Here is a 17163-nt window from a genome sequence, read left to right as displayed (position 1 = left end):
GAACCAGAGTTCGCTCGGCTGTCATCGCGGTCTCCCTGTCGTGAGTCCGACCTTGCGCGGGTTCGCAACCCGGGCGACTTGATCATCGCAGGACACTCCTCCGAATGCCGCGAGTCGACCTTCAGGACGCGCTGCCCAGCTCGCGGGAACCATAGATCTTCAGGCGGAAAGCAACTCGTCGCGCGCTCTTCACGGTGCGACGTCATCCATGTCCGAGCCGGACGGCTTGTCGTCTGGGAGTCCGAGGACGAGGTCGAGTTGCTGATCGACGAGTTCGACAGCCAACTGCGCTGTGCCGTGGCCTTGAATCACCCCCTGGGCTATCCCGGCAATTGCCGCCGTGATGAGTTCCGCGACGAGGTCGGTCCGCTTCACTGCGGGTTCGAGATGGGAGACCTCCTTCAATTGCTCCGCAACGATCGAGACCAGCAGACGCGATGCTGTCAGCGTTTCCTCCGGGGTGATGCCTTGCCCGGTGACCGACCCCGTGCCGAACACTCCGAGAACGATCGTCTCCTCACGGCGCTCCTCGTCGAGGGGAAGTAGCTCGGTCAGCACTGCCCGAATGGCTTCGCGAGGCGTGACATCTTTCCCCAACGCGGACCAGCGCTGAGTGAACCGGGCACCCACGTTCTCCATCACCGACCGGTGGGTTGCCAGGAGGAGCTCCTTCTTGGTTCCGCAGTAGTACTGCACCAAGCTCACCGAAAAGCCCGCTTCAGCAGCGACCGACTGGAAGGTGACACCGTCCAGGCCACCGCGGACGATGAGTCGCCGCACGGCGCTGGTGATCTGCCGTCGCCTCAGCTCATGGTCGACCAATCGTGGCACTGATTCACTCCCTACTCCTTGACCTGCACAACCTCACCTTCATAGTATGCCCGTACTATCTAATATAGTATGTTCGTACTATAAAATGCGGAGGTAAGTCCATGGCGAAGATCGGACGATTCAAGAACGACACCTCGAAGCAGGCCTACCACCGGGCCTACCAGGTACTGGAAGGCAAGTGGCCGGTCCCCTCGACAACGTTGGACATCCCGACATCGTTCGGGTCCACCCATGTCCGACAGTCGGGCACCGGCACGCACACGCCGATCGTCCTGCTACACGCGGTCGGAGCCAATAATCTGCAATGGCACATCGTCATCGAGGATCTGTGCCGGGACCGGATCGTGTACGCGCTGGACACCATAGGGACCGCAGGCCGCAGCGTGCAGACTGCGCCGTTGTCCGGGGAAGGCGACTTCGCTACCTGGATCGGTGAGGTAGTGACCGAACTCGGCGTCGACCGCGTTCACCTCGTCGGCTACTCACACGGCGCATGGCACGCCGCTCTCGTAGCCCTCCACGCTCCTGAACGACTGGCCAGCGTGACGCTCATCGAGCCAGGAGGGGTCTTCGACAAGCCCTCGTGGCGCGTGTTGCTGAAGATGGTCCGCGCCGGTATGTCACGCACCGACAAGAGCATGCGCAAGCTCAACGAATGGATGTCGCCCGGCTACGACATCAGCGACCTGGAGTTCACCCTCGTCAAAGAAGCGCTGAACTACCGACCGGGGATCGGGTGGGCTCGAATGCTCGATGATGAAGAAGTGCGGTCGATCTCAGTCCCGATGCTCGTGGTCTCCGGAGCCGAGACCGTCGTTTCCAACCCCGATCGGGTGGCAGCGCGCCTGGCTGACCTCCTGCCTGAAGCGGAAGTGGAGATATGCGACGGAACCGGCCACGGCATCCTGGGGCACATCCCCGAGCTCGTGATTCCCCGGATCATGGAGTTCGTTCGACGTCACGACGACGCAACGCGGACTTGATCTCTCTCCCACCCTGTCACCATGACCGGCCGGCTGCGCTGCTCGCCGAAACTGCATCTGTCGGGATCCTGGGAGTCGACATCCAGGACGCGAAATCCCGACTTCGTTCCTGAGGCACTTCCGCGAGGATCCGAAGCGCTTTGAGCCCCACCCCGTAGAGGGCCGCCTTTCGCACCTGTCGCGCTGTGGTCATGGGTCCGATGGTAGGGCTATCGATCGCAGAGCGCGCCGATCCAGAGCGCGATCGCACGCTGCACCGATTGCCGGTGTTCGGCGAACCGAGTGTCGGTGTCCAGTGCCCGCGACCCGTAGGTGAGATCGAATACCAGCCCTTCGAGCAGGGCGATCAGGTCGCGCGCTGCAGCATCTGGATCGTCAGCTCCCAGCGAGTCCATCAGCGCGGTGGCGGCCGACCGAGAAAAGAGACATGCCGCCAGGGCTGTACGCAATTCGTCGTCGCCGGATGCGTCGATTGCGAGCGAGTATCTGGCAAGAACGTCGCGTCGACGGTCGACAACCAACGTCTCGAGTTGCGCGGTGATCAGCGTGCTCGCCTCCTCCGCAGACCGTAGCGGCAGCGTGGGCAACACAGCACGGAAAGACTCGCCTGAGAGCTGCGTCAAGTAGGCGATCGCGGCAACGACGAGAGCATGACGGGTTCGGTAGTAGTACGACGTGGATCCGCGTGCAAGTTCGAGCCGTGCGTCGATACCCCGGTGGGTAAGCGCATGATTGCCACCCTCTGCGGCGAGATCCAGGGCGGCGTCGCAGATGAGGTCGCGGCGGGAGGAGCGGTGAGGCATCTCTCCATGCTCGCAGACTCTACGATAGTAGAGTGCGTGAGCATGCGATGGTTTTCGATCACGGGGCGGTACCCACGCGCACTCCGAACAACCCCACGACACCTCGTTTCACCCGATGTATTCGACTCCGCTGCAGATGAACTCGGATTCGTTCTGGATACAGCACAGCGCCTGGCCGCGTTTGAACTCGCAACCGCCGCACGAGGCGTGTACCTGTGGGGGCCGGTCGGACGAGGGAAGAGTCAGCTGATGTCGATGTACTTCGAGGCCCTGCCGACTCACCGGAAGCTTCGCGTCCACTTCCACGAGTTCTTTCACGACCTGCACCTCGCCATCGGGCGTCACCGCCAGGATCTCGCTGGCGCCCTGGACGAACTCCTTCACAGAGTGGACGTGGTCTGCTTCGACGAGTTCCACGTCCATGATCCCGCCGACGGCACGTTCATCTCGCGTCTGTTGCCCGCGCTCTTCGAACGCGGGATCAGGGTCATTCTGACGTCGAACTATCCTCCGTCGTCCCTCCTGCCGAATCCGCTGTTCCACGATGATTTCGTGCCGACCATCGAATTGATCGAACAGTGCCTGACGGTCGTGGCGGTCGACGGTCCTGTCGACTACCGCACCGTGTCTACTCACAACACCGGATTCAGCGCCGGGCAGTGGGTGACCCCCGGCACACCGCAACAGTTCGACACTCTCGGCCTCGACCCACCGACGGCCAGCGAGGAGGTGATCCTCGTCCCGGCCGGCCACCCGATCCGCCTCCGGCGCGCCTCCGCCGGTGCACTCTGGATCGAGTTCGAAGACCTGTGCGTCGACACCACCGCGCCTTCGGACTATCTCGCGCTGGCCGCGTCGTTTCAGCACTGGGTCATCAGCGGAATTCCCGATCTGCGCAGTTCAGGGAGCGAACCGGCGCAGCGTTTCGCGAACGTCGTGGACGTACTCTACGACCGCGACATCACCACCGTATTCATCGCCGGCACTCCGCTCGGCGCACTCACCTACGATGCGCCGCTGCCCCACGACGTCGAACGGGTCATGAGCCGGCTGGGTCAACTGACCGGGGCGAGCGAAGCGACGGGGAGATGACGGGGCGAGCGAAGCGACGGGGGGGACGCGGCGGACGGAGCAATAAGGCCCGGACCATTGAGTAGCGCAGCACTCCGTCGTATCTGAGTAGCGCAGCACTCCGTCGTATCTGAGTAGCGCAGCACTCCGTAGTATCGAAACCGATACTCGAACGCCCTACCATCCGGAGTGATCTACCGTGCGCCGACTGGCACGATTGACGTTGCCGATCACCACCTGCCTGATTCTTGCGGCCTGTACCGGGGATACTCTTCTCGACTCTGCCGACGATTCACCTCCGCAGACATCGCGGTTCGTCACCCGTCCCGATCTGGCTCCACCGGCCGTAGACGTCGGAACGCCGAGTCAGGAATCGGGGGGCCTGGTGTTCTTGACTCCGCGAGTCCACGACCCCGGCACCGACGACCCCGATTCCGGCATTCTCGTCGTCGATCGCGATGGCAATCCTGTGTGGATGATGCCGCACGACGACCCGGACGGCGGCACCTACGTCAACGATGTCGACGTGCAGACCTACCGTGGACAACCCGTGCTCACCTATTGGGAAGGGTCGTCGTCCGGGATCGGCTGGGGTGAAGGCACGTACCGAATCCTCGACTCGTCATACCAGGAGGTGGCGTCCGTCGGTGCCGGAAACGGGCATGCCGCCGACTTCCACGATCTGGTGATCACACCGCGCGACACCGCGCTGCTCACCTCGTACGTCACCGAGCACCGAGATCGACCACTGCTTTCCGCGGTCGTGCAAGAGGTGGATATCGAGACCGGTGCAGTGCTTTTCGAATGGAACAGCCTTGACCATGTCGATCCGTCCGAATCGGCGCTCGCCGAGCCGGACGACCCGGAAGAACGCCATGATTACTTCCACATCAATTCCGTCGACGAGGACGCCGACGGAAACCTGCTGTTGTCGGCCCGACACACCCATGCGCTGTACAAGATCGACCGCGATACCGGCGACGTGCTGTGGCGCCTGGGCGGCACGCGCAGCGATTTCACCCTCGACGACGACGCCCCGTTTGCATGGCAGCACGATGCACGTTGGCTTCCGGACGGACAAATCAGCCTGCTGGACAACGTCTCCGATGACGAAGAGGCAGGATTGCCGTCGCGAGCTCTGATTCTCGACCTCGACGAACAGGCCCGCACCGCGTCGACTGTCCGAGCGTTCGAGAACCCCGATCCGCGTACCAGCTCGACGCAGGCGAACCATCAGACCCTGCCCGACGGGCACAGCTTCGTCGGATGGGGATCCCTCCCCACCGCTACCGAGTTCGATGCAGATGGTGCGGTGGTATGGCACTCGAGCCTGCCTGAAGGTATGTATTCGTACCGAGCTCACGTGTTCGACTGGATCGGAACGCCGACGGAGCCGCCGACGGTGGTGGCCCACCGCGTCGACTCCACGGGCACCGGTCCGATCGAAATCGCAGTGAGCTGGAACGGCGCTACCGAGGTTGCCGCGTGGCGTATTCGTTCCGGCCCGGAATCCGACGCGACGATCCATGTGACCGATGTCGCCGCAACCGGTTTCGAAACCGTCGCCACAATTCCCAGCGACAGTGCGTCGCCCATCGCACCTCTCTCGCCGACCTTCGTCACCGTCGAAGCGCTCGACGAGACAGGTGCGGTGTTGCGTGCGTCGGACCCGGTCGAGGCAGCCGACTCCCGCTGATCTGAACCCGCTCCCGGTCAACCCTGTTCGGTGTGCTCCCGGACGGCCGCGGCGACGTCTTCTGCCACGAGGTCGGCGTTGACCGCGGCACCGGCCATCACGCCTGCTCCCGAGGCCACCATCACCATCGCCGACAGATCACGCGCATTGCCCGCAGCCCAGACCCCGGGAATCTCCGTCTTCCCTGTCGGATCGGAGTCGATGAACACCCCGTGCGGGTGGTCGGTCACGGTACCACCGAGCTGTTCGTACAGGTCTGAGCGGGCGTAGAACCGTGGGGCGACCACCACCGCGTCCTGCTCGGCGTCGGGTGCGCCGTCGAGTACGGCGGTGACACCCTCCTCCCCTTGGTCACGCACACCCGCAACAAGGGCGTCGACGACGCGAATCTGCCGCGCCGCCAGCTGTTCGGTCACGTCGGCATCGAGTTCCGGCATCGCGTGGGTGAACAATGTGACGTCGGCGGTGAGCTGCCGGAACAGGAGTGCCTGGTGGACGCTCATCGGTCCCGACCCGATCACGCCGATGCGCTGATCGCGGACTTCCCATCCGTGGCAGTAGGGGCAGTGAAGCACCTTCTTTCCCCACATCTCCTTCACGCCGGGCAGGTCGGGAAGTTCGTCGACGAGGCCCGATGCCAGTACGAGTCGCCGCGCCCGGACGGTTTCGCTTTCCTCGAGGTGCACCTCGAACGCATCGTCGTCGCGTCGTGCCGCCACTGCGGTGTCGACGCGTAGTTCTACCCCGTACCCGATGGCCTCCTTGCGTCCGGCCGCGAGTAAGTCGAGCGGTGGAATGCCGTCCTGACCGAGGACGTTGTGCGCGCCTTCGGCCGGGGTGTTGCGCGGCTCTCCGGCGTCGACGACGAGCACTGATCGTCGCGAGCGGGCGAGCGCGATCGCGGCACTCAATCCTGCTGCGCCACCCCCGATCACGGCAACATCGTAGCGTGCATTGGTGGGCAGATCCGTGTTGGAATTCATCAGTTCTCTCCTCCATTGAGTTTTCTTGCTGCCCATGCGGTTCGGCACCCGCGGACCCTCAGGTCGCTCCTCTTCAGCACCGAGCGAGGGCCGCGGTCCGACACCAGTTGCGCCAGGGTGTCGAGATCGTCTGCGGTCAGGGCGCTTTCGAGCCCATCTTGGAGTCTACTCAACACCGTATGGGCGTAGGTTCTCGCGATCGGCGCAGTGCCATCGAGGTCGATCTCGGTGCGGCGCACAGCTTCGACGTCGAAGCCCGCACGTTCGAGGTCGTTGCTCCAGTCCGGGTGGTTGTTCCATCCGCATTCACGCGCGAGCGCGTGAGCGCGCGCCTCGATCCCCGGCGTACCGATTCCGATCTCGTCGGGAAGGAATCGCGGTTGGGATTCCATTTCGACGACTACCAGGAGCGCTCCAGGATTCAGCGAATGGTGGAGTTGCCGCAGGATGGAGGCAGGGTCTTGGACGTGATGCAACGACAGTGCCGCCCACACGAGATCGGCCGAGTCGACGGTCGGCCAGCCGGCGTCCAGATCCGCCTCGACAGTCTCCACCCGATTCCGAAAGCCGTGGCGAAGGGCAGTGTCGCGGACTCGCGCCAGCATCTGCGGCGACCGATCGATTGCAATCACCTCTGCTTCGGGGAATCGTGCGGCGAGAGTGCGCGTACCCGTCCCCGTTCCTGCCCCCACGTCGACGATGACACGGGGATCGACCCGATCGGCAACCCAGTCGACCAGGCCGGCCAGGTACTCGCGGTGCACCTCGGCATCGAGATCCAGCAGATCTACCGGGGAGTCGCTTCGCCCGTGCGCTTGATGATGACTGTGGTGATGCATTCCGCCAGGCTATAGCGAACAATGCGGATTCAGCATAGTATTTTGCCTATGGAGCAAGAACAGCTCGATCTGGACCAGGTCGTGCGGCAGCGCATCCGAAGTCTGCGACTGGCCCGTGGATGGACGCTCGATGCACTGGCAGCCCGCTGCCACATCAGTCCGTCGAACCTGAGCCGCATCGAAACCGGCCGCCGCAGAATTGCATTGGATCAGCTCGTCCCGATCGCGCGGGCACTCGACACCACAATCGATCACCTCGTCGAATCCCATGACGACCAGGATGTGGTGATCAGACCGCAATCGTGCGACACCCCCGGCTTCACCACCTGGCTTCTCTCTCGCGAACGATCCCTCAACGGAGTGACCATTGCGAAGATGCGCATCACCAGCGAAGACCCCCACCCCACGGACACGCTGCCGGTCCACCCCGGACACGAATGGTTCACGGTACTCGCAGGCACCGCTCGCCTTCAGCTCGGTGAACGCACCATCCTCGTCCAGGAGGGCAACGCAGCCGAGTTCTCGACGATGACGCCGCACGCGATCAGCGCCCACGACGGCGTCGTCGAAATCCTCACGATCCTCGACCACAACGGCGAGCGAGCGCATCTACACGGCAACGGGGCGTCAGCGGGCACCCGGCCGTAGAACCAACTGTGCGGTCGCGGCAAGTCCGTCCAACAGTGCGGTGGCGACGAGGAATACCCGCCCCGATCGTGACTGTGCCCGCGACAATCCGACGCAGCACGCTGCCACCCAGCACAGATTGACCACCCCGGCGACCTCGAGGTCGCGTCGTCGAACCGGACGACGGGCAGCTGCACGGCCCAGGACGACGCTGGTGATACCCAATGCGACAGCAACGGGTACGTGTGCGCGGCGCGACGGAGCTACCGAATCCGCGATCCGTTCGTCCACCGACACTGCCACTGCGGCCGCCACGCACCCGACACCGTCGAGCCCGAGCAGCACCCGAGCGAGTTCGTCCCGGTTCATTGCGGCTCCCCTGTATCCCCCGGATCATGGTCGGTGGCAGCGTAACGCGGTCAACGGGTGATCGACGCACGTAGTGTGATTTCCGAACCAGTGACGAACGGAGCGAACGGTGGCCGGAACCACAGTGGAACCGCCGACGGTGGCGGAGTTGATGGCCGAACTGGCGGAACTCGAAGACCCGAAGATCCGTGAGGTGAACGTCAGGCACGGCGACGACCACGGGGTGAACCTCAGTCAACTACGCGCAATCGCCAAGAGACTCCAGATCCAGCAGGACCTCGCTGGGGAACTCTGGGAGACCGGCGACAGCGCGGCGAGACTACTCGCGATCCTGATCAGCCGCCCGAAAGCATTCACGCGCGACGCGCTGGACACCATGCTGCGGGAAGCACGATCACCGAAGGTCCAAGATTGGCTGGTCAACTACATCGTGAAGAAGAGTCCACACGCCGACGAATTGCGCGGCGTGTGGTTCGATGATCCCGACCCTGTCGTGGCGAGCGCGGGCTGGGCCCTGACTTCCGAGCGCGTGGTGAAAAGGCCCGAGGGTCTCGATCTCTCCGGCCTGCTCGACATCATCGAAGCCCAGATGAAGGATGCTCCGGAACGCCTGCAGTGGGCGATGAACACCTGTCTCGCCCAGATCGGGATCGAGCACTCCGAGTATCGCGCCCGGGCGCTCGAGATCGGTCACCGCTTGAAGGTCCTCGAGGATTACCCGACCTCCCCGGGCTGCACGTCCCCGTTCGCACCCATCTGGATCACCGAAATGCTGAACCGGAAGACCGACAAGTGAGGTCGTTCATGAACCTGATGCGCGCCGTCGGCGTCTGCGCCACCACCATCGCCACGTCTGCCTTTCTCGCTGCAGGAGTGGCTTCGGCCTCGGTGACCGTCCCCTTCCAGATCGATCCGGCACCATTCGGGAATCCGAACGGAAGTTTCGACGCCCCGTCGATCCGCTGCGTCGCGGTGGTCGGCGACGAGCCGGGCGTCGTGACGATCACCGGCGGGAAAGAAGACGGCTGGGGCTGCCTCCTCTACGCGGACGTGCACTGGGTGAATCTGTCGACCGGCGAATCCGGCTCTGCCCGCCTGTCCGACGGGCTGAACGGTATTCCGGCCTTCACTACCATCGATACGGGCCCCGGGCAGGTCGCCGTCCTCATGACCTCGGCAGCGGGCGGACCGGTCACCCCCGGCATCGCCACATTCGAGGTGCCGTAGGCGCCACCCACCGAAGAAGCGTCACCTCGGGAAGGGGTGCATAGCTTGCCCGTCCGCTGACACCGCAGGGCTTGCTGCACCACGGGCGGTGCGGCAGGCCCTGCGAGTTCCCGTCAGATCCGGGTGATGTCCAGCCCGCCGTCGTGGTATTGCGACCGAAGGCGCTTCTTGTCGAACTTGCCGACACTCGTCTTGGGTACCTCACTGACGACAGTCCAGTTCTCGGGGACCTGCCACTTGGCGACCTTGTCCGACAAGAAGTCGCGCAGCGTATCGACGGTCGCGGTGGCCCCCGCACGAAGCACGACCGCGACCAGCGGACGCTCGTCCCACTTCTCGTCGGGCACACCGATCACCGCCGCTTCGAGGACATCAGGGTGCCCCATGACCGCGTTCTCCAGATCCACCGAGGAAATCCACTCGCCGCCGGACTTGATGATGTCCTTGGTGCGGTCCGTCAGCGTGAGATATCCGTCCGGGGTGATGGTTCCGACATCTCCCGTGCGCAACCAGCCGTCGTGGAACTTGTCGGGTGCCTCGACACCGTAATAGGACGCCGCGATCCAGGGACCGCGAACCTCGAGTTCACCGATGCTCACGCCGTCGTTCGGGACCACCTCGTCGTCGCTGACGAGACGCGCTTGCACCGACGCCGGGAATCGTCCCTGCGTGTACCGGTAGCGCCACCTTTCGTCGCCCTCGGCGGCCACCGGCGGTCTCGCCACCGAACCCAACGGCGACGTCTCCGTCATTCCCCAGGCGTGCAGGACCTGCACGTTGTGGTCGGTCTCGAACGCGTGCATCAGCGATGGTGGCACCGCCGATCCGCCGATGAGCACCTCCTTCATGCAGGAGATGTCCTGCGGGTGCTCCCCGAGATACTGGTGCAGGCCGAGCCAGATCGTCGGGACAGCAGCGGCGAAGGTCGGGCGCTCGGCGGCGATGAGCGCGGCGAGCGGTTCTGGCTGCAGGAAGCGGTCGGGCATGATCAGCGAGGCACCGATCATGAACGCCGCATACGGCAGACCCCACGACATGGCATGGAATTGCGGCACGACCGCAAGCGCCCGGTCGCCCTGACGAAGTGCCGGCCCGTCCGTCATGCACACCTGCATCGAATGCAGGTAGATCGAACGGTGCGAGTATGCAACACCTTTCGGGTCGCCAGTGGTTCCGGAGGTGTAGCACATGGCGGCCGCGTCCCGTTCGTCCACCTCGGGCCAATCGAATGCGGTCGGCTGATCCGCGATGAGCCCCTCGTAGGTGTGCAACTGCACACCGTCCGGGACCTCGAGACCGGCGGTCGAGTCGCCGGTGACAACTACGTGCTTCACAGTGCTCAACTGCGGCAGCTGCGGTGCGAGCAAGGGCACGAGGGTCGGATCGACGATGATCACGTGATCTTCGGCGTGGTTGGCCACGTGGATCAGCTGTTCCGGGAACAAGCGGATGTTGAGGGTGTGCAGGACGGCGCCCATCGCCGGTATCGCGAGATACGCCTCGAGGTGCTCGGCGTTGTTCCACATGAACGTCGCGACACGCTCGTCGCCATTCACGCCGAGTCCGCGCAAGGCGTGCGCAAGCTGCGCGCACCGTTGACCTACCTCGGCGTAGCTACGCCGACGCGCACCGGAATCGGTCCAGGTCACCACCTCCGCCCCGCTGTGAACGGAGCTGCCGTGGCGCAATATCTGCGCGATGGACAAGGGTGCGTCTTGCATGGTGCTCAACATGAATCGCTCCTCTTCGATCGGGTCGCGACCATTGTGTCGTACGCCGCCCGATTCCGGCCATCTCCCCGCCCCGGGCTCGGGCGCCGCGCACGAGAATTTTCCTCCTGTTGCTCGGCTTACCGCAGGTCGTGAGGCAACGGAAACCCGTATTACTGGAGGAAGGTGTCGCGACAACGACTGATCGCTCAGCGTTGGCATCCCCGCGGGTGGCAGTATCGAATCGCATGACCGTACTTGCCGCCGGCAGACGCCATTCGGTGGGACTCCACCCCGACGGAACCGTCGCCGCGGTAGGCAACGACTCCGCCGGCGAGTGTGACGTTCTCGGATGGCGGAACATCGTCGCAGTGGCTGCCGGGAATGTGCACACCGCCCGGAACACCGGACGGTCTCACACCGTCGGCCTGCGATCCGACGGGACGGTGGTGACCACGGGATGGAACGACGACGGGCAGTGCGACGTCGGCGCGTGGCACGACGTCGTAGCGATCGCCGCGGGATGGCGCTGCACCCTCGGCGTGCAGGCAGACGGCACCGTTGGGGCCGCCGGCCGCGACAACGAACTACAGTGCGACGTCGGCTCGTGGCGCGAGATCGTGGACGTTTCGGCGGGCGACTGGCACTCCGTCGGGGTCCGGGAAGACGGCACTGCAATCGCCACGGGCAACAACCGATTCGGACAGTGCGCGGTCGGCGAGTGGCGCAACCTCACCGCGATCGCGGCGGGATACCTGCACACCGTCGCCTTGAGAACCGATGGAACCGTTGCTGCCGTCGGACAACGCAAGTCGGGTGCGTGCGGCATCGACGAGTGGGTCGAGGTGACGTCGGTGGCCGCCGGAAGCCATCACACCGTCGGGGTGCTCGCCAGCGGCAGGGTTCGCGCAGTCGGCGACAACAGTCACGGGCAGTGCGATGTCCACCAGTGGCGCGACATCGTCGCGGTTGCGGCGGGCTCGGCCCACACGCTCGGTCTACGCATCGACGGTACGGTTCTTGCGTCGGGAAATCGGGGTGACGGTCGATGCGATGTCGAGGAGTGGCACAGCATCCGGTCACCCCGTTTTCGAGGTGGCCCGCAGCCGTCCTACCGATCGTGACGTCCGAGAAATCCGCGAACCCGGTCGATCACCTCCTGAGGCTCGTCCACCAGCACCGCGTGGCTCGCCGTGCGAAGTGTGTGCAGTTCGGCCTGTGGTGCGACTCCGCGAACCACCTTCGACGCCCGTCGCGACGGAACCAACCCGCTTCGACCTCCGAGCATGATCATCAGGGGCGTTCGGATTCCCTGCCACTGGGTCTTCGTCAGCTTTTTCGGACGGGGCGTTCCTCGCTGCACGTAATCGGATCGGGCCGCCATCAGCAAGTCGAGCGTCGCGGATTCCGGTAGCCGTCCGCCGCGCACCCATGTCAGATAAGCCAGGTACCGATCCTCGTTGCCGAACAGCATCCGCAGCATCTTCCACCACGCGCGCGGGGGCATCCCCACAATCGCTCCGGGCGGCTCGATCGATGTCACGCTCAGTAAACGTTCGGGCGACTCGACAGCGTGATTGAGCGCGACCCAACCACCGTACGAGTAACCGACGAGGTGCGCGCGATCGATGTCCAGGCCAGTGAGCGTCTCGTCCAGCCAGGCCGCTACGTCCCTCCCCTCGCCGACGGGCCTGCGCTGCACGCTTCTGCCGGCGTCCCACACTGTGTCCACCGCGATGATCGGTCGATCGGTTCGCCAAGCCTCGACGAACCGACCCCAGACTGCGATGGTGCTGCCCCCACCTTGCAGGAGTACGAGTGGGTCCCCAGCCCCCGAGTTGCGCACCGTCGAGACCATGGTCGACCCGAAACTCGTCTCCACCGAACGGTCTTCGCGATCGGGCCACTTCGTCATCGCCTTGTCGAAGGCATCTAGAAAATGCTCTTCGGACCGCGTGCTCTCGAACCTCCCGACCAATTCACCCACACGACGAACATAACTCGAGACTCCAGGTGCGGCCCCTCTGTCGATACGCCGACGCCAGGACCCGTACGACCGTGGATGTGCCGACTCCCTCGGCCGATGGATTCTGCCGCGATCGGCGCGGCGCCGAGGAGAAGGTACGCCTGCTCCGGGCTGCACCCGAACTTCGTGAGGTAACGTTACGCCCCTGTCTGCAGCGTGACCAATTATGCGAGGGAGACAGTTCCGTCGCTGTTCACGGTGACATTCGAAGTCATCGCAGCCATCAGGTCGATGCGCTGCCAGCCGCCGTCCACACCTTGCTTGTCGAGGGGGTACCCGGAGTCGATCGCGGTCAGCTCGAGCACCTGCTCGCGCTGTTCCGGGGTCAGGTCCGGGTGGCTCGAGATCAACAGGGCCGACGCCATCTCGGGTGTGGTGAACTCCTGTCCCGGGTCGCCGATCGGTTCGAAGCCGTAGGTCATCCGCTCCTGGTAGATCTCAGCAGCTTCACCGGCGGGGAGGTAGGGCGTGTCCTCGGCGATGCACTCCGACAGCTCCGCGCCGCATCCGGCCTCGAGCACCGCGCGCAGTTCCTCGGAGGCCTGTTCGAACAACACTCGGAACTCGGTGTCCGCCCAGCGTTTCGCAGCGATCGCCTGCCCCATCATGCGTCCGCCGACCACGTCGAGCGGGTAATGCACACCCATCACGACGCGGTTATGACCGGCTTCGGAGGTGCGGGCCAGGATGCCGTCGGCGAGTTCGGGGAGCATCGTCGCAAGCAGGGTTCCCTGCCAGTACGCCTGGCTGGTGTGCCCGCTGGGGAATGCGCCGCTCGTGGAGTCGTACGCATCGCCGCCTTCCTTGTCGATGTACTCGATGGCCTCGGGATCGGCGATGTACGGGCGTGGAAACGAAAAGTACTCTTTCGACGGGTTGGACGAAGCGCCGTCACCGGCCGCTCGCTGCTCCTCTTTCGAGATCAGAGCGGTTGTCTTCGGCAGCAGGCCGTCTGCTACCGCCTCGGCATAGATCTGCCCGAGGTTCTCACCAAGACCGTCGGCCATTGTCAGCGACATATCTTCGTACTGATCGATACGTGCCCGCTCGCGCTGCTCCTCCGATGCCGAGTGATTGATCTCGATCGTCATCTGCATGTTGCGGTCGATCACATCGCGACGTTGCTCACGAATGTCATCGAACGCGTTCAGGATCGGGACGTAATCGATCGTACGGTCGGATTCGTACACTGCATCGAGGACATCGGCACTGAACGGCGCCGATGTGTACTCGATCGATTCTGTCACGGGCGCGGCGGGGCTCGACGTGCAGCCACCGGCCAGAGCAAGCGCGGTCAACGTGACACCGACGGCCTGGAGGGTGCGTTTCTTCGGTGCACCGGATCCAAGAGAGCGGGGGGTACTCATTATCGTCCTTTCGTCGGCGGAGACGCTAGAACTGCCGGGCATACGACAAGTGAACGATCTCCCGCACAATTCGTTCAGACTTGTGTGGTACGACCATCAGAGCGCCCGACATGGGAGGACACTCCACGCACGCGGGGTGACAACCCGCCGCGCGGCGGAACGAGCAGTCGGTGGGATGATGGTGCGCGTGCCCATGCCCTCGCCACTACCCGTCAGGAACGGGGTCGGACCGACGCGACTGCGTGTTCCGACGACCGGGCCGTGGGCGACGATCGCCGAGTACGTCGTCGCAAGATTCGACCACCTGCATGCCGACGACCTCTACCGAAGGTTCGACCTCGGCGAGGTCGTGGGGGCCGACGGTCACCCGATCGGCTACGACGAGGAGCTCGGAGCACACGAATTCATCTGGTATTACCGCGATCTGGCTGAAGAAGAGCCAGTGCCGTTTCGCGAGGAGATCGTGCATGTCGACGACGACCTCGTCGTGATCGACAAGCCACACTTCCTCCCGACCACCCCGGGCGGACGATATCTGCGCGAGTCCGCACTCGTCCGACTGCGGATCCGCCTCGACAATCCGGATCTGACACCGATCCATCGACTCGACCGAGCTACCGCCGGTCTGGTGATGTTCTCGGCCCGTCCCGAGACGCGCGGCGCCTACCAATCGCTTTTCGAGAAGCGACTGGTCGCGAAGGTCTACGAGGCGGTGTCGGCGCTGCCGCCCGGATGGAACCCGGACGCCCCGATGGTGGCCGGGCGCCCCGTTCCCCTCGTCTACCGCAATCACATCGAAGCACAGCGCGGGGAACTACGCGTTGCCGTCGACGACTCCCGTGATCCCAACTCCGAGACGGTAATCGAGGTTCTCGGTACCGGTGTGAGCGCGTCCGGACGCCCCGTGCTCCACACGATTCTGCACCCACGCACCGGGCGGATGCACCAACTGCGGGTGCATCTGGCCGCGCTCGGCATCGGCATCCTGGGCGATCGGTGGTATCCGGATCTCCTGCCCGAGGTACCGGACGACCATTCTCTTCCGCTCCAATTACTCGCGCGGAAACTGGAATTCACCGACCCTCTGTCGGCGGCTCGTCGACAGTTCGTCACGGGCCGAACGTTGAGTGAGGCACCCGCCCGCGGGCACTGAGCCGAAAGAGGGCAGAGCAAGACTTGCCACCATTAAAATATGTTCGTAATATTTAGCGCATGGCGAGAACAAGCGATCACGAAGAACGTCGACAGCAGGTCGCCGATGCATTGCTCCGCACCGTGGCCCGACGCGGCCTACGGCAGACCACTCTGGTAGACGTAGCAGAGGAGGCCGGGGTCTCCGTCGGCCTGGTGCAGCGCTACTTCCGAACCAAGGACGACCTGCTGCGATTCGGTGTGACCTGCATGTACGAACGCGTCGAGGAACGCATGCGCCGAGTCGCGATCGTTCCGCCGCTGCGAGACCTGCTGAACCAGTTGCTCCAGACGATCCTTCCGGTGGACGACGACCGCCGTGCCGAACTCGTACTGTGGCTCGAGTTCCTGCCGGCGACCCGAAGCGATCCGGAACTGTCGCGGCTCCACCATGGCGCCACGCGTGGGCTCGTCGACAGCGTCACAGAGGTACTGTCCGGTGCTCAGCGAGCTGGCGAAGTCGCGAAATCGGTGGATGTGCGCGCCGAGGCACTCCTCCTGACCGCGTTGTGCGACGGCCTCTCCCTGCACTTGCTGGCAACCGAGCAGATCTATGACTCCGAGACCGTGCGAAAAACCCTGTCTGCTGCGATCGAGCGCATCTTCCTCGGTGACGTCCCTTGACCCCCGTCCTGATCGGTGGCCTATTCGGGCTTGCGCTGATCGACAGCACCAGCATCGGAACGCTGTTCATCCCGGTGTGGCTGCTGATGACCCCTGGACGAGTGCGCGCTGGGCGCTTTGCCGTCTACCTGGGCACCATCGTCACTTTCTACTTCGCGATCGGAGTCGTCCTCGCTCTCGGGGCCGACGCCGCGTTCAGTCACCTCAGCGAGGTTCTCGCCGACGACAACGACAGTCCAACGCTCCGGATCGCCCAGATCGCCGTCGGGATCGTGTTGTTCACGTGGGGCTGGTGGCTCGGCTCGAAAAAGCGGCGAGAACGGCAGAGTGGGGCCGGTCGCCTGACACGGTGGCGTGAGCGCGCCATGACCGGCACCGGCACCCCCGGTGCATTGGTAGCTCTCGCGCTCTTCGCTGCGGGGATCGAACTGGCATCGATGCTGCCGTACATTGCAGCGATCGGTTTGATGACCGCGGCCGACCTCGGCTGGGCCGGCACCGCTCTGACGCTCGCCGGGTACTGCCTGGTGATGATCCTGCCCGCGACCGCGCTTGTCGCGGCGAGGATCGTAGCTCACGATCGGATCGATCCGATACTGCGGCGACTCGCCAACTGGATCACCAAGCACTCCGACACCCTGCTCAGCACCGCCCTCTGCGGCATCGGATTCTACCTCACCCTGAATGCACTTATCATCCTCTTCATCGCGTAATATCTTCCGGCCCTGTGCATTACGCTGGCGATTGGTGCTCGACTGCTGGCGGCCCCGGGCGACCGAAACTCGGCCACGTCCCCACGTGTAGGGGCTCCGTCCGC

The 17163-nt window shown here is 64.3% G+C and carries 18 protein-coding genes; 10 read left to right on the top strand and 8 right to left on the bottom strand.

Going from position 1 to position 17163, the window contains the following annotated elements:
* Positions 1 to 189: 189 nt before the first annotated feature.
* Positions 190 to 831, bottom strand: coding sequence for a TetR/AcrR family transcriptional regulator (locus ACZI8W_RS01680; RefSeq protein ID WP_463366750.1), 642 nt, complete (start codon positions 829 to 831; stop codon positions 190 to 192).
* Between the two features lie 101 nt (positions 832 to 932).
* Here ACZI8W_RS01680 and ACZI8W_RS01675 point away from each other — a divergent pair, with 101 nt between their 5' ends.
* Complete coding sequence (locus ACZI8W_RS01675; protein WP_463366749.1) at positions 933 to 1814, top strand: alpha/beta fold hydrolase; 882 nt, start codon at positions 933 to 935, stop codon at positions 1812 to 1814.
* 209 nt (positions 1815 to 2023) lie between these two features.
* Here ACZI8W_RS01675 and ACZI8W_RS01670 read toward each other — a convergent pair whose 3' ends face one another.
* Positions 2024 to 2617 (bottom strand): TetR/AcrR family transcriptional regulator, encoded by a 594-nt coding sequence (locus tag ACZI8W_RS01670; protein WP_463366748.1) that lies wholly within the window; start codon positions 2615 to 2617, stop codon positions 2024 to 2026.
* 42 nt (positions 2618 to 2659) lie between these two features.
* On the opposite strand from ACZI8W_RS01670, the gene zapE reads away from it, so the two are divergent.
* Complete coding sequence (gene zapE / locus ACZI8W_RS01665; protein ID WP_463366747.1) at positions 2660 to 3709, top strand: cell division protein ZapE; 1050 nt, start codon at positions 2660 to 2662, stop codon at positions 3707 to 3709.
* 178 nt (positions 3710 to 3887) lie between these two features.
* The gene (locus ACZI8W_RS01660) at positions 3888 to 5384 is read left to right on the top strand and encodes an arylsulfotransferase family protein (protein ID WP_463366746.1); all 1497 of its coding nucleotides are present in this window, start codon (positions 3888 to 3890) and stop codon (positions 5382 to 5384) included.
* A 17-nt stretch (positions 5385 to 5401) separates the two neighbouring features.
* On the opposite strand, the gene ACZI8W_RS01655 is transcribed toward ACZI8W_RS01660, so the two are convergent.
* Together ACZI8W_RS01655 and ACZI8W_RS01650 are read right to left on the bottom strand one after the other, a co-directional pair.
* The gene (locus tag ACZI8W_RS01655) at positions 5402 to 6367 is read right to left on the bottom strand and encodes an NAD(P)/FAD-dependent oxidoreductase (protein WP_463366745.1); all 966 of its coding nucleotides are present in this window, start codon (positions 6365 to 6367) and stop codon (positions 5402 to 5404) included.
* Complete coding sequence (locus ACZI8W_RS01650; protein ID WP_463366744.1) at positions 6367 to 7206, bottom strand: class I SAM-dependent methyltransferase; 840 nt, start codon at positions 7204 to 7206, stop codon at positions 6367 to 6369. The genes ACZI8W_RS01655 and ACZI8W_RS01650 overlap by 1 nt, the downstream gene beginning before the upstream one ends.
* 48 nt (positions 7207 to 7254) lie before the next feature.
* Between ACZI8W_RS01650 and ACZI8W_RS01645 the strand changes: the two genes are divergently transcribed.
* The gene (locus ACZI8W_RS01645; RefSeq protein ID WP_463366743.1) at positions 7255 to 7854 is read left to right on the top strand and encodes a helix-turn-helix domain-containing protein; all 600 of its coding nucleotides are present in this window, start codon (positions 7255 to 7257) and stop codon (positions 7852 to 7854) included.
* On the opposite strand, the gene ACZI8W_RS01640 is transcribed toward ACZI8W_RS01645, so the two are convergent.
* Positions 7834 to 8202, bottom strand: a complete 369-nt coding sequence (locus tag ACZI8W_RS01640; RefSeq protein ID WP_463366742.1) for a hypothetical protein — start codon at positions 8200 to 8202, stop codon at positions 7834 to 7836. The two genes, ACZI8W_RS01645 and ACZI8W_RS01640, sit on opposite strands and share 21 nt — an antisense overlap.
* A 151-nt stretch (positions 8203 to 8353) precedes the next feature.
* Here ACZI8W_RS01640 and ACZI8W_RS01635 point away from each other — a divergent pair, with 151 nt between their 5' ends.
* The gene (locus tag ACZI8W_RS01635) at positions 8354 to 8998 is read left to right on the top strand and encodes a DNA alkylation repair protein (RefSeq protein WP_463367023.1); all 645 of its coding nucleotides are present in this window, start codon (positions 8354 to 8356) and stop codon (positions 8996 to 8998) included.
* Positions 8999 to 9015: 17 nt separating this feature from the next.
* Positions 9016 to 9429, top strand: coding sequence for a hypothetical protein (locus ACZI8W_RS01630; RefSeq protein WP_463367022.1), 414 nt, complete (start codon positions 9016 to 9018; stop codon positions 9427 to 9429).
* Positions 9430 to 9542: 113 nt separating this feature from the next.
* Here ACZI8W_RS01630 and ACZI8W_RS01625 read toward each other — a convergent pair whose 3' ends face one another.
* Complete coding sequence (locus tag ACZI8W_RS01625) at positions 9543 to 11162, bottom strand: long-chain fatty acid--CoA ligase (RefSeq protein WP_463366741.1); 1620 nt, start codon at positions 11160 to 11162, stop codon at positions 9543 to 9545.
* 224 nt (positions 11163 to 11386) lie between these two features.
* On the opposite strand from ACZI8W_RS01625, the gene ACZI8W_RS01620 reads away from it, so the two are divergent.
* Positions 11387 to 12262, top strand: a complete 876-nt coding sequence (locus ACZI8W_RS01620) for an RCC1 domain-containing protein (RefSeq protein WP_463366740.1) — start codon at positions 11387 to 11389, stop codon at positions 12260 to 12262.
* Here the strand turns inward: ACZI8W_RS01620 and ACZI8W_RS01615 are convergent.
* Positions 12250 to 13125, bottom strand: a complete 876-nt coding sequence (locus ACZI8W_RS01615) for an alpha/beta fold hydrolase (RefSeq protein ID WP_463366739.1) — start codon at positions 13123 to 13125, stop codon at positions 12250 to 12252. The two genes, ACZI8W_RS01620 and ACZI8W_RS01615, sit on opposite strands and share 13 nt — an antisense overlap.
* A 203-nt stretch (positions 13126 to 13328) precedes the next feature.
* Complete coding sequence (locus ACZI8W_RS01610) at positions 13329 to 14531, bottom strand: acid phosphatase (RefSeq protein ID WP_463366738.1); 1203 nt, start codon at positions 14529 to 14531, stop codon at positions 13329 to 13331.
* Between the two features lie 175 nt (positions 14532 to 14706).
* Here ACZI8W_RS01610 and ACZI8W_RS01605 point away from each other — a divergent pair, with 175 nt between their 5' ends.
* From ACZI8W_RS01605 to ACZI8W_RS01595, 3 genes are read left to right on the top strand one after another with little or no spacing between them, the layout of a single operon-like run.
* Positions 14707 to 15684 carry a pseudouridine synthase gene (locus ACZI8W_RS01605; protein WP_463367021.1) on the top strand — a complete coding sequence of 326 codons (978 nt, stop codon included), beginning with the start codon at positions 14707 to 14709 and terminating at the stop codon, positions 15682 to 15684.
* A 59-nt stretch (positions 15685 to 15743) separates the two neighbouring features.
* On the top strand, positions 15744 to 16346 hold the full coding sequence (locus ACZI8W_RS01600) for a TetR/AcrR family transcriptional regulator (protein WP_463366737.1): 603 nt from the start codon (positions 15744 to 15746) through the stop codon (positions 16344 to 16346).
* Positions 16343 to 17059 (top strand): GAP family protein, encoded by a 717-nt coding sequence (locus ACZI8W_RS01595; protein ID WP_463366736.1) that lies wholly within the window; start codon positions 16343 to 16345, stop codon positions 17057 to 17059. Before ACZI8W_RS01600 ends, ACZI8W_RS01595 begins: the two co-directional genes overlap by 4 nt.
* The last annotated feature ends 104 nt before the right edge of the window (positions 17060 to 17163 follow it).

Source organism: Rhodococcus ruitaii (genome assembly GCF_055230935.1).
The sequence above is the reverse complement of the archived record's forward strand: the minus strand, read 5'-3'. Positions and strand labels throughout refer to the sequence as shown.

Coding starts and splice junctions, on each gene's coding strand:
- ACZI8W_RS01600 (WP_463366737.1), top strand. CDS start 15,744: ATGGCGAGAACAAGCGATCACGAAGAACGTCGACAGCAGGTCGCCGAT.
- ACZI8W_RS01655 (WP_463366745.1), bottom strand. CDS start 6,367: ATGAATTCCAACACGGATCTGCCCACCAATGCACGCTACGATGTTGCC.
- ACZI8W_RS01675 (WP_463366749.1), top strand. CDS start 933: ATGGCGAAGATCGGACGATTCAAGAACGACACCTCGAAGCAGGCCTAC.
- ACZI8W_RS01645 (WP_463366743.1), top strand. CDS start 7,255: ATGGAGCAAGAACAGCTCGATCTGGACCAGGTCGTGCGGCAGCGCATC.
- ACZI8W_RS01610 (WP_463366738.1), bottom strand. CDS start 14,531: ATGAGTACCCCCCGCTCTCTTGGATCCGGTGCACCGAAGAAACGCACC.
- ACZI8W_RS01630 (WP_463367022.1), top strand. CDS start 9,016: ATGCGCGCCGTCGGCGTCTGCGCCACCACCATCGCCACGTCTGCCTTT.
- ACZI8W_RS01650 (WP_463366744.1), bottom strand. CDS start 7,206: ATGCATCACCACAGTCATCATCAAGCGCACGGGCGAAGCGACTCCCCG.
- zapE (WP_463366747.1), top strand. CDS start 2,660: ATGCGATGGTTTTCGATCACGGGGCGGTACCCACGCGCACTCCGAACA.
- ACZI8W_RS01620 (WP_463366740.1), top strand. CDS start 11,387: ATGACCGTACTTGCCGCCGGCAGACGCCATTCGGTGGGACTCCACCCC.
- ACZI8W_RS01635 (WP_463367023.1), top strand. CDS start 8,354: ATGGCCGAACTGGCGGAACTCGAAGACCCGAAGATCCGTGAGGTGAAC.
- ACZI8W_RS01625 (WP_463366741.1), bottom strand. CDS start 11,162: ATGTTGAGCACCATGCAAGACGCACCCTTGTCCATCGCGCAGATATTG.
- ACZI8W_RS01640 (WP_463366742.1), bottom strand. CDS start 8,202: ATGAACCGGGACGAACTCGCTCGGGTGCTGCTCGGGCTCGACGGTGTC.
- ACZI8W_RS01670 (WP_463366748.1), bottom strand. CDS start 2,617: ATGCCTCACCGCTCCTCCCGCCGCGACCTCATCTGCGACGCCGCCCTG.
- ACZI8W_RS01605 (WP_463367021.1), top strand. CDS start 14,707: ATGATGGTGCGCGTGCCCATGCCCTCGCCACTACCCGTCAGGAACGGG.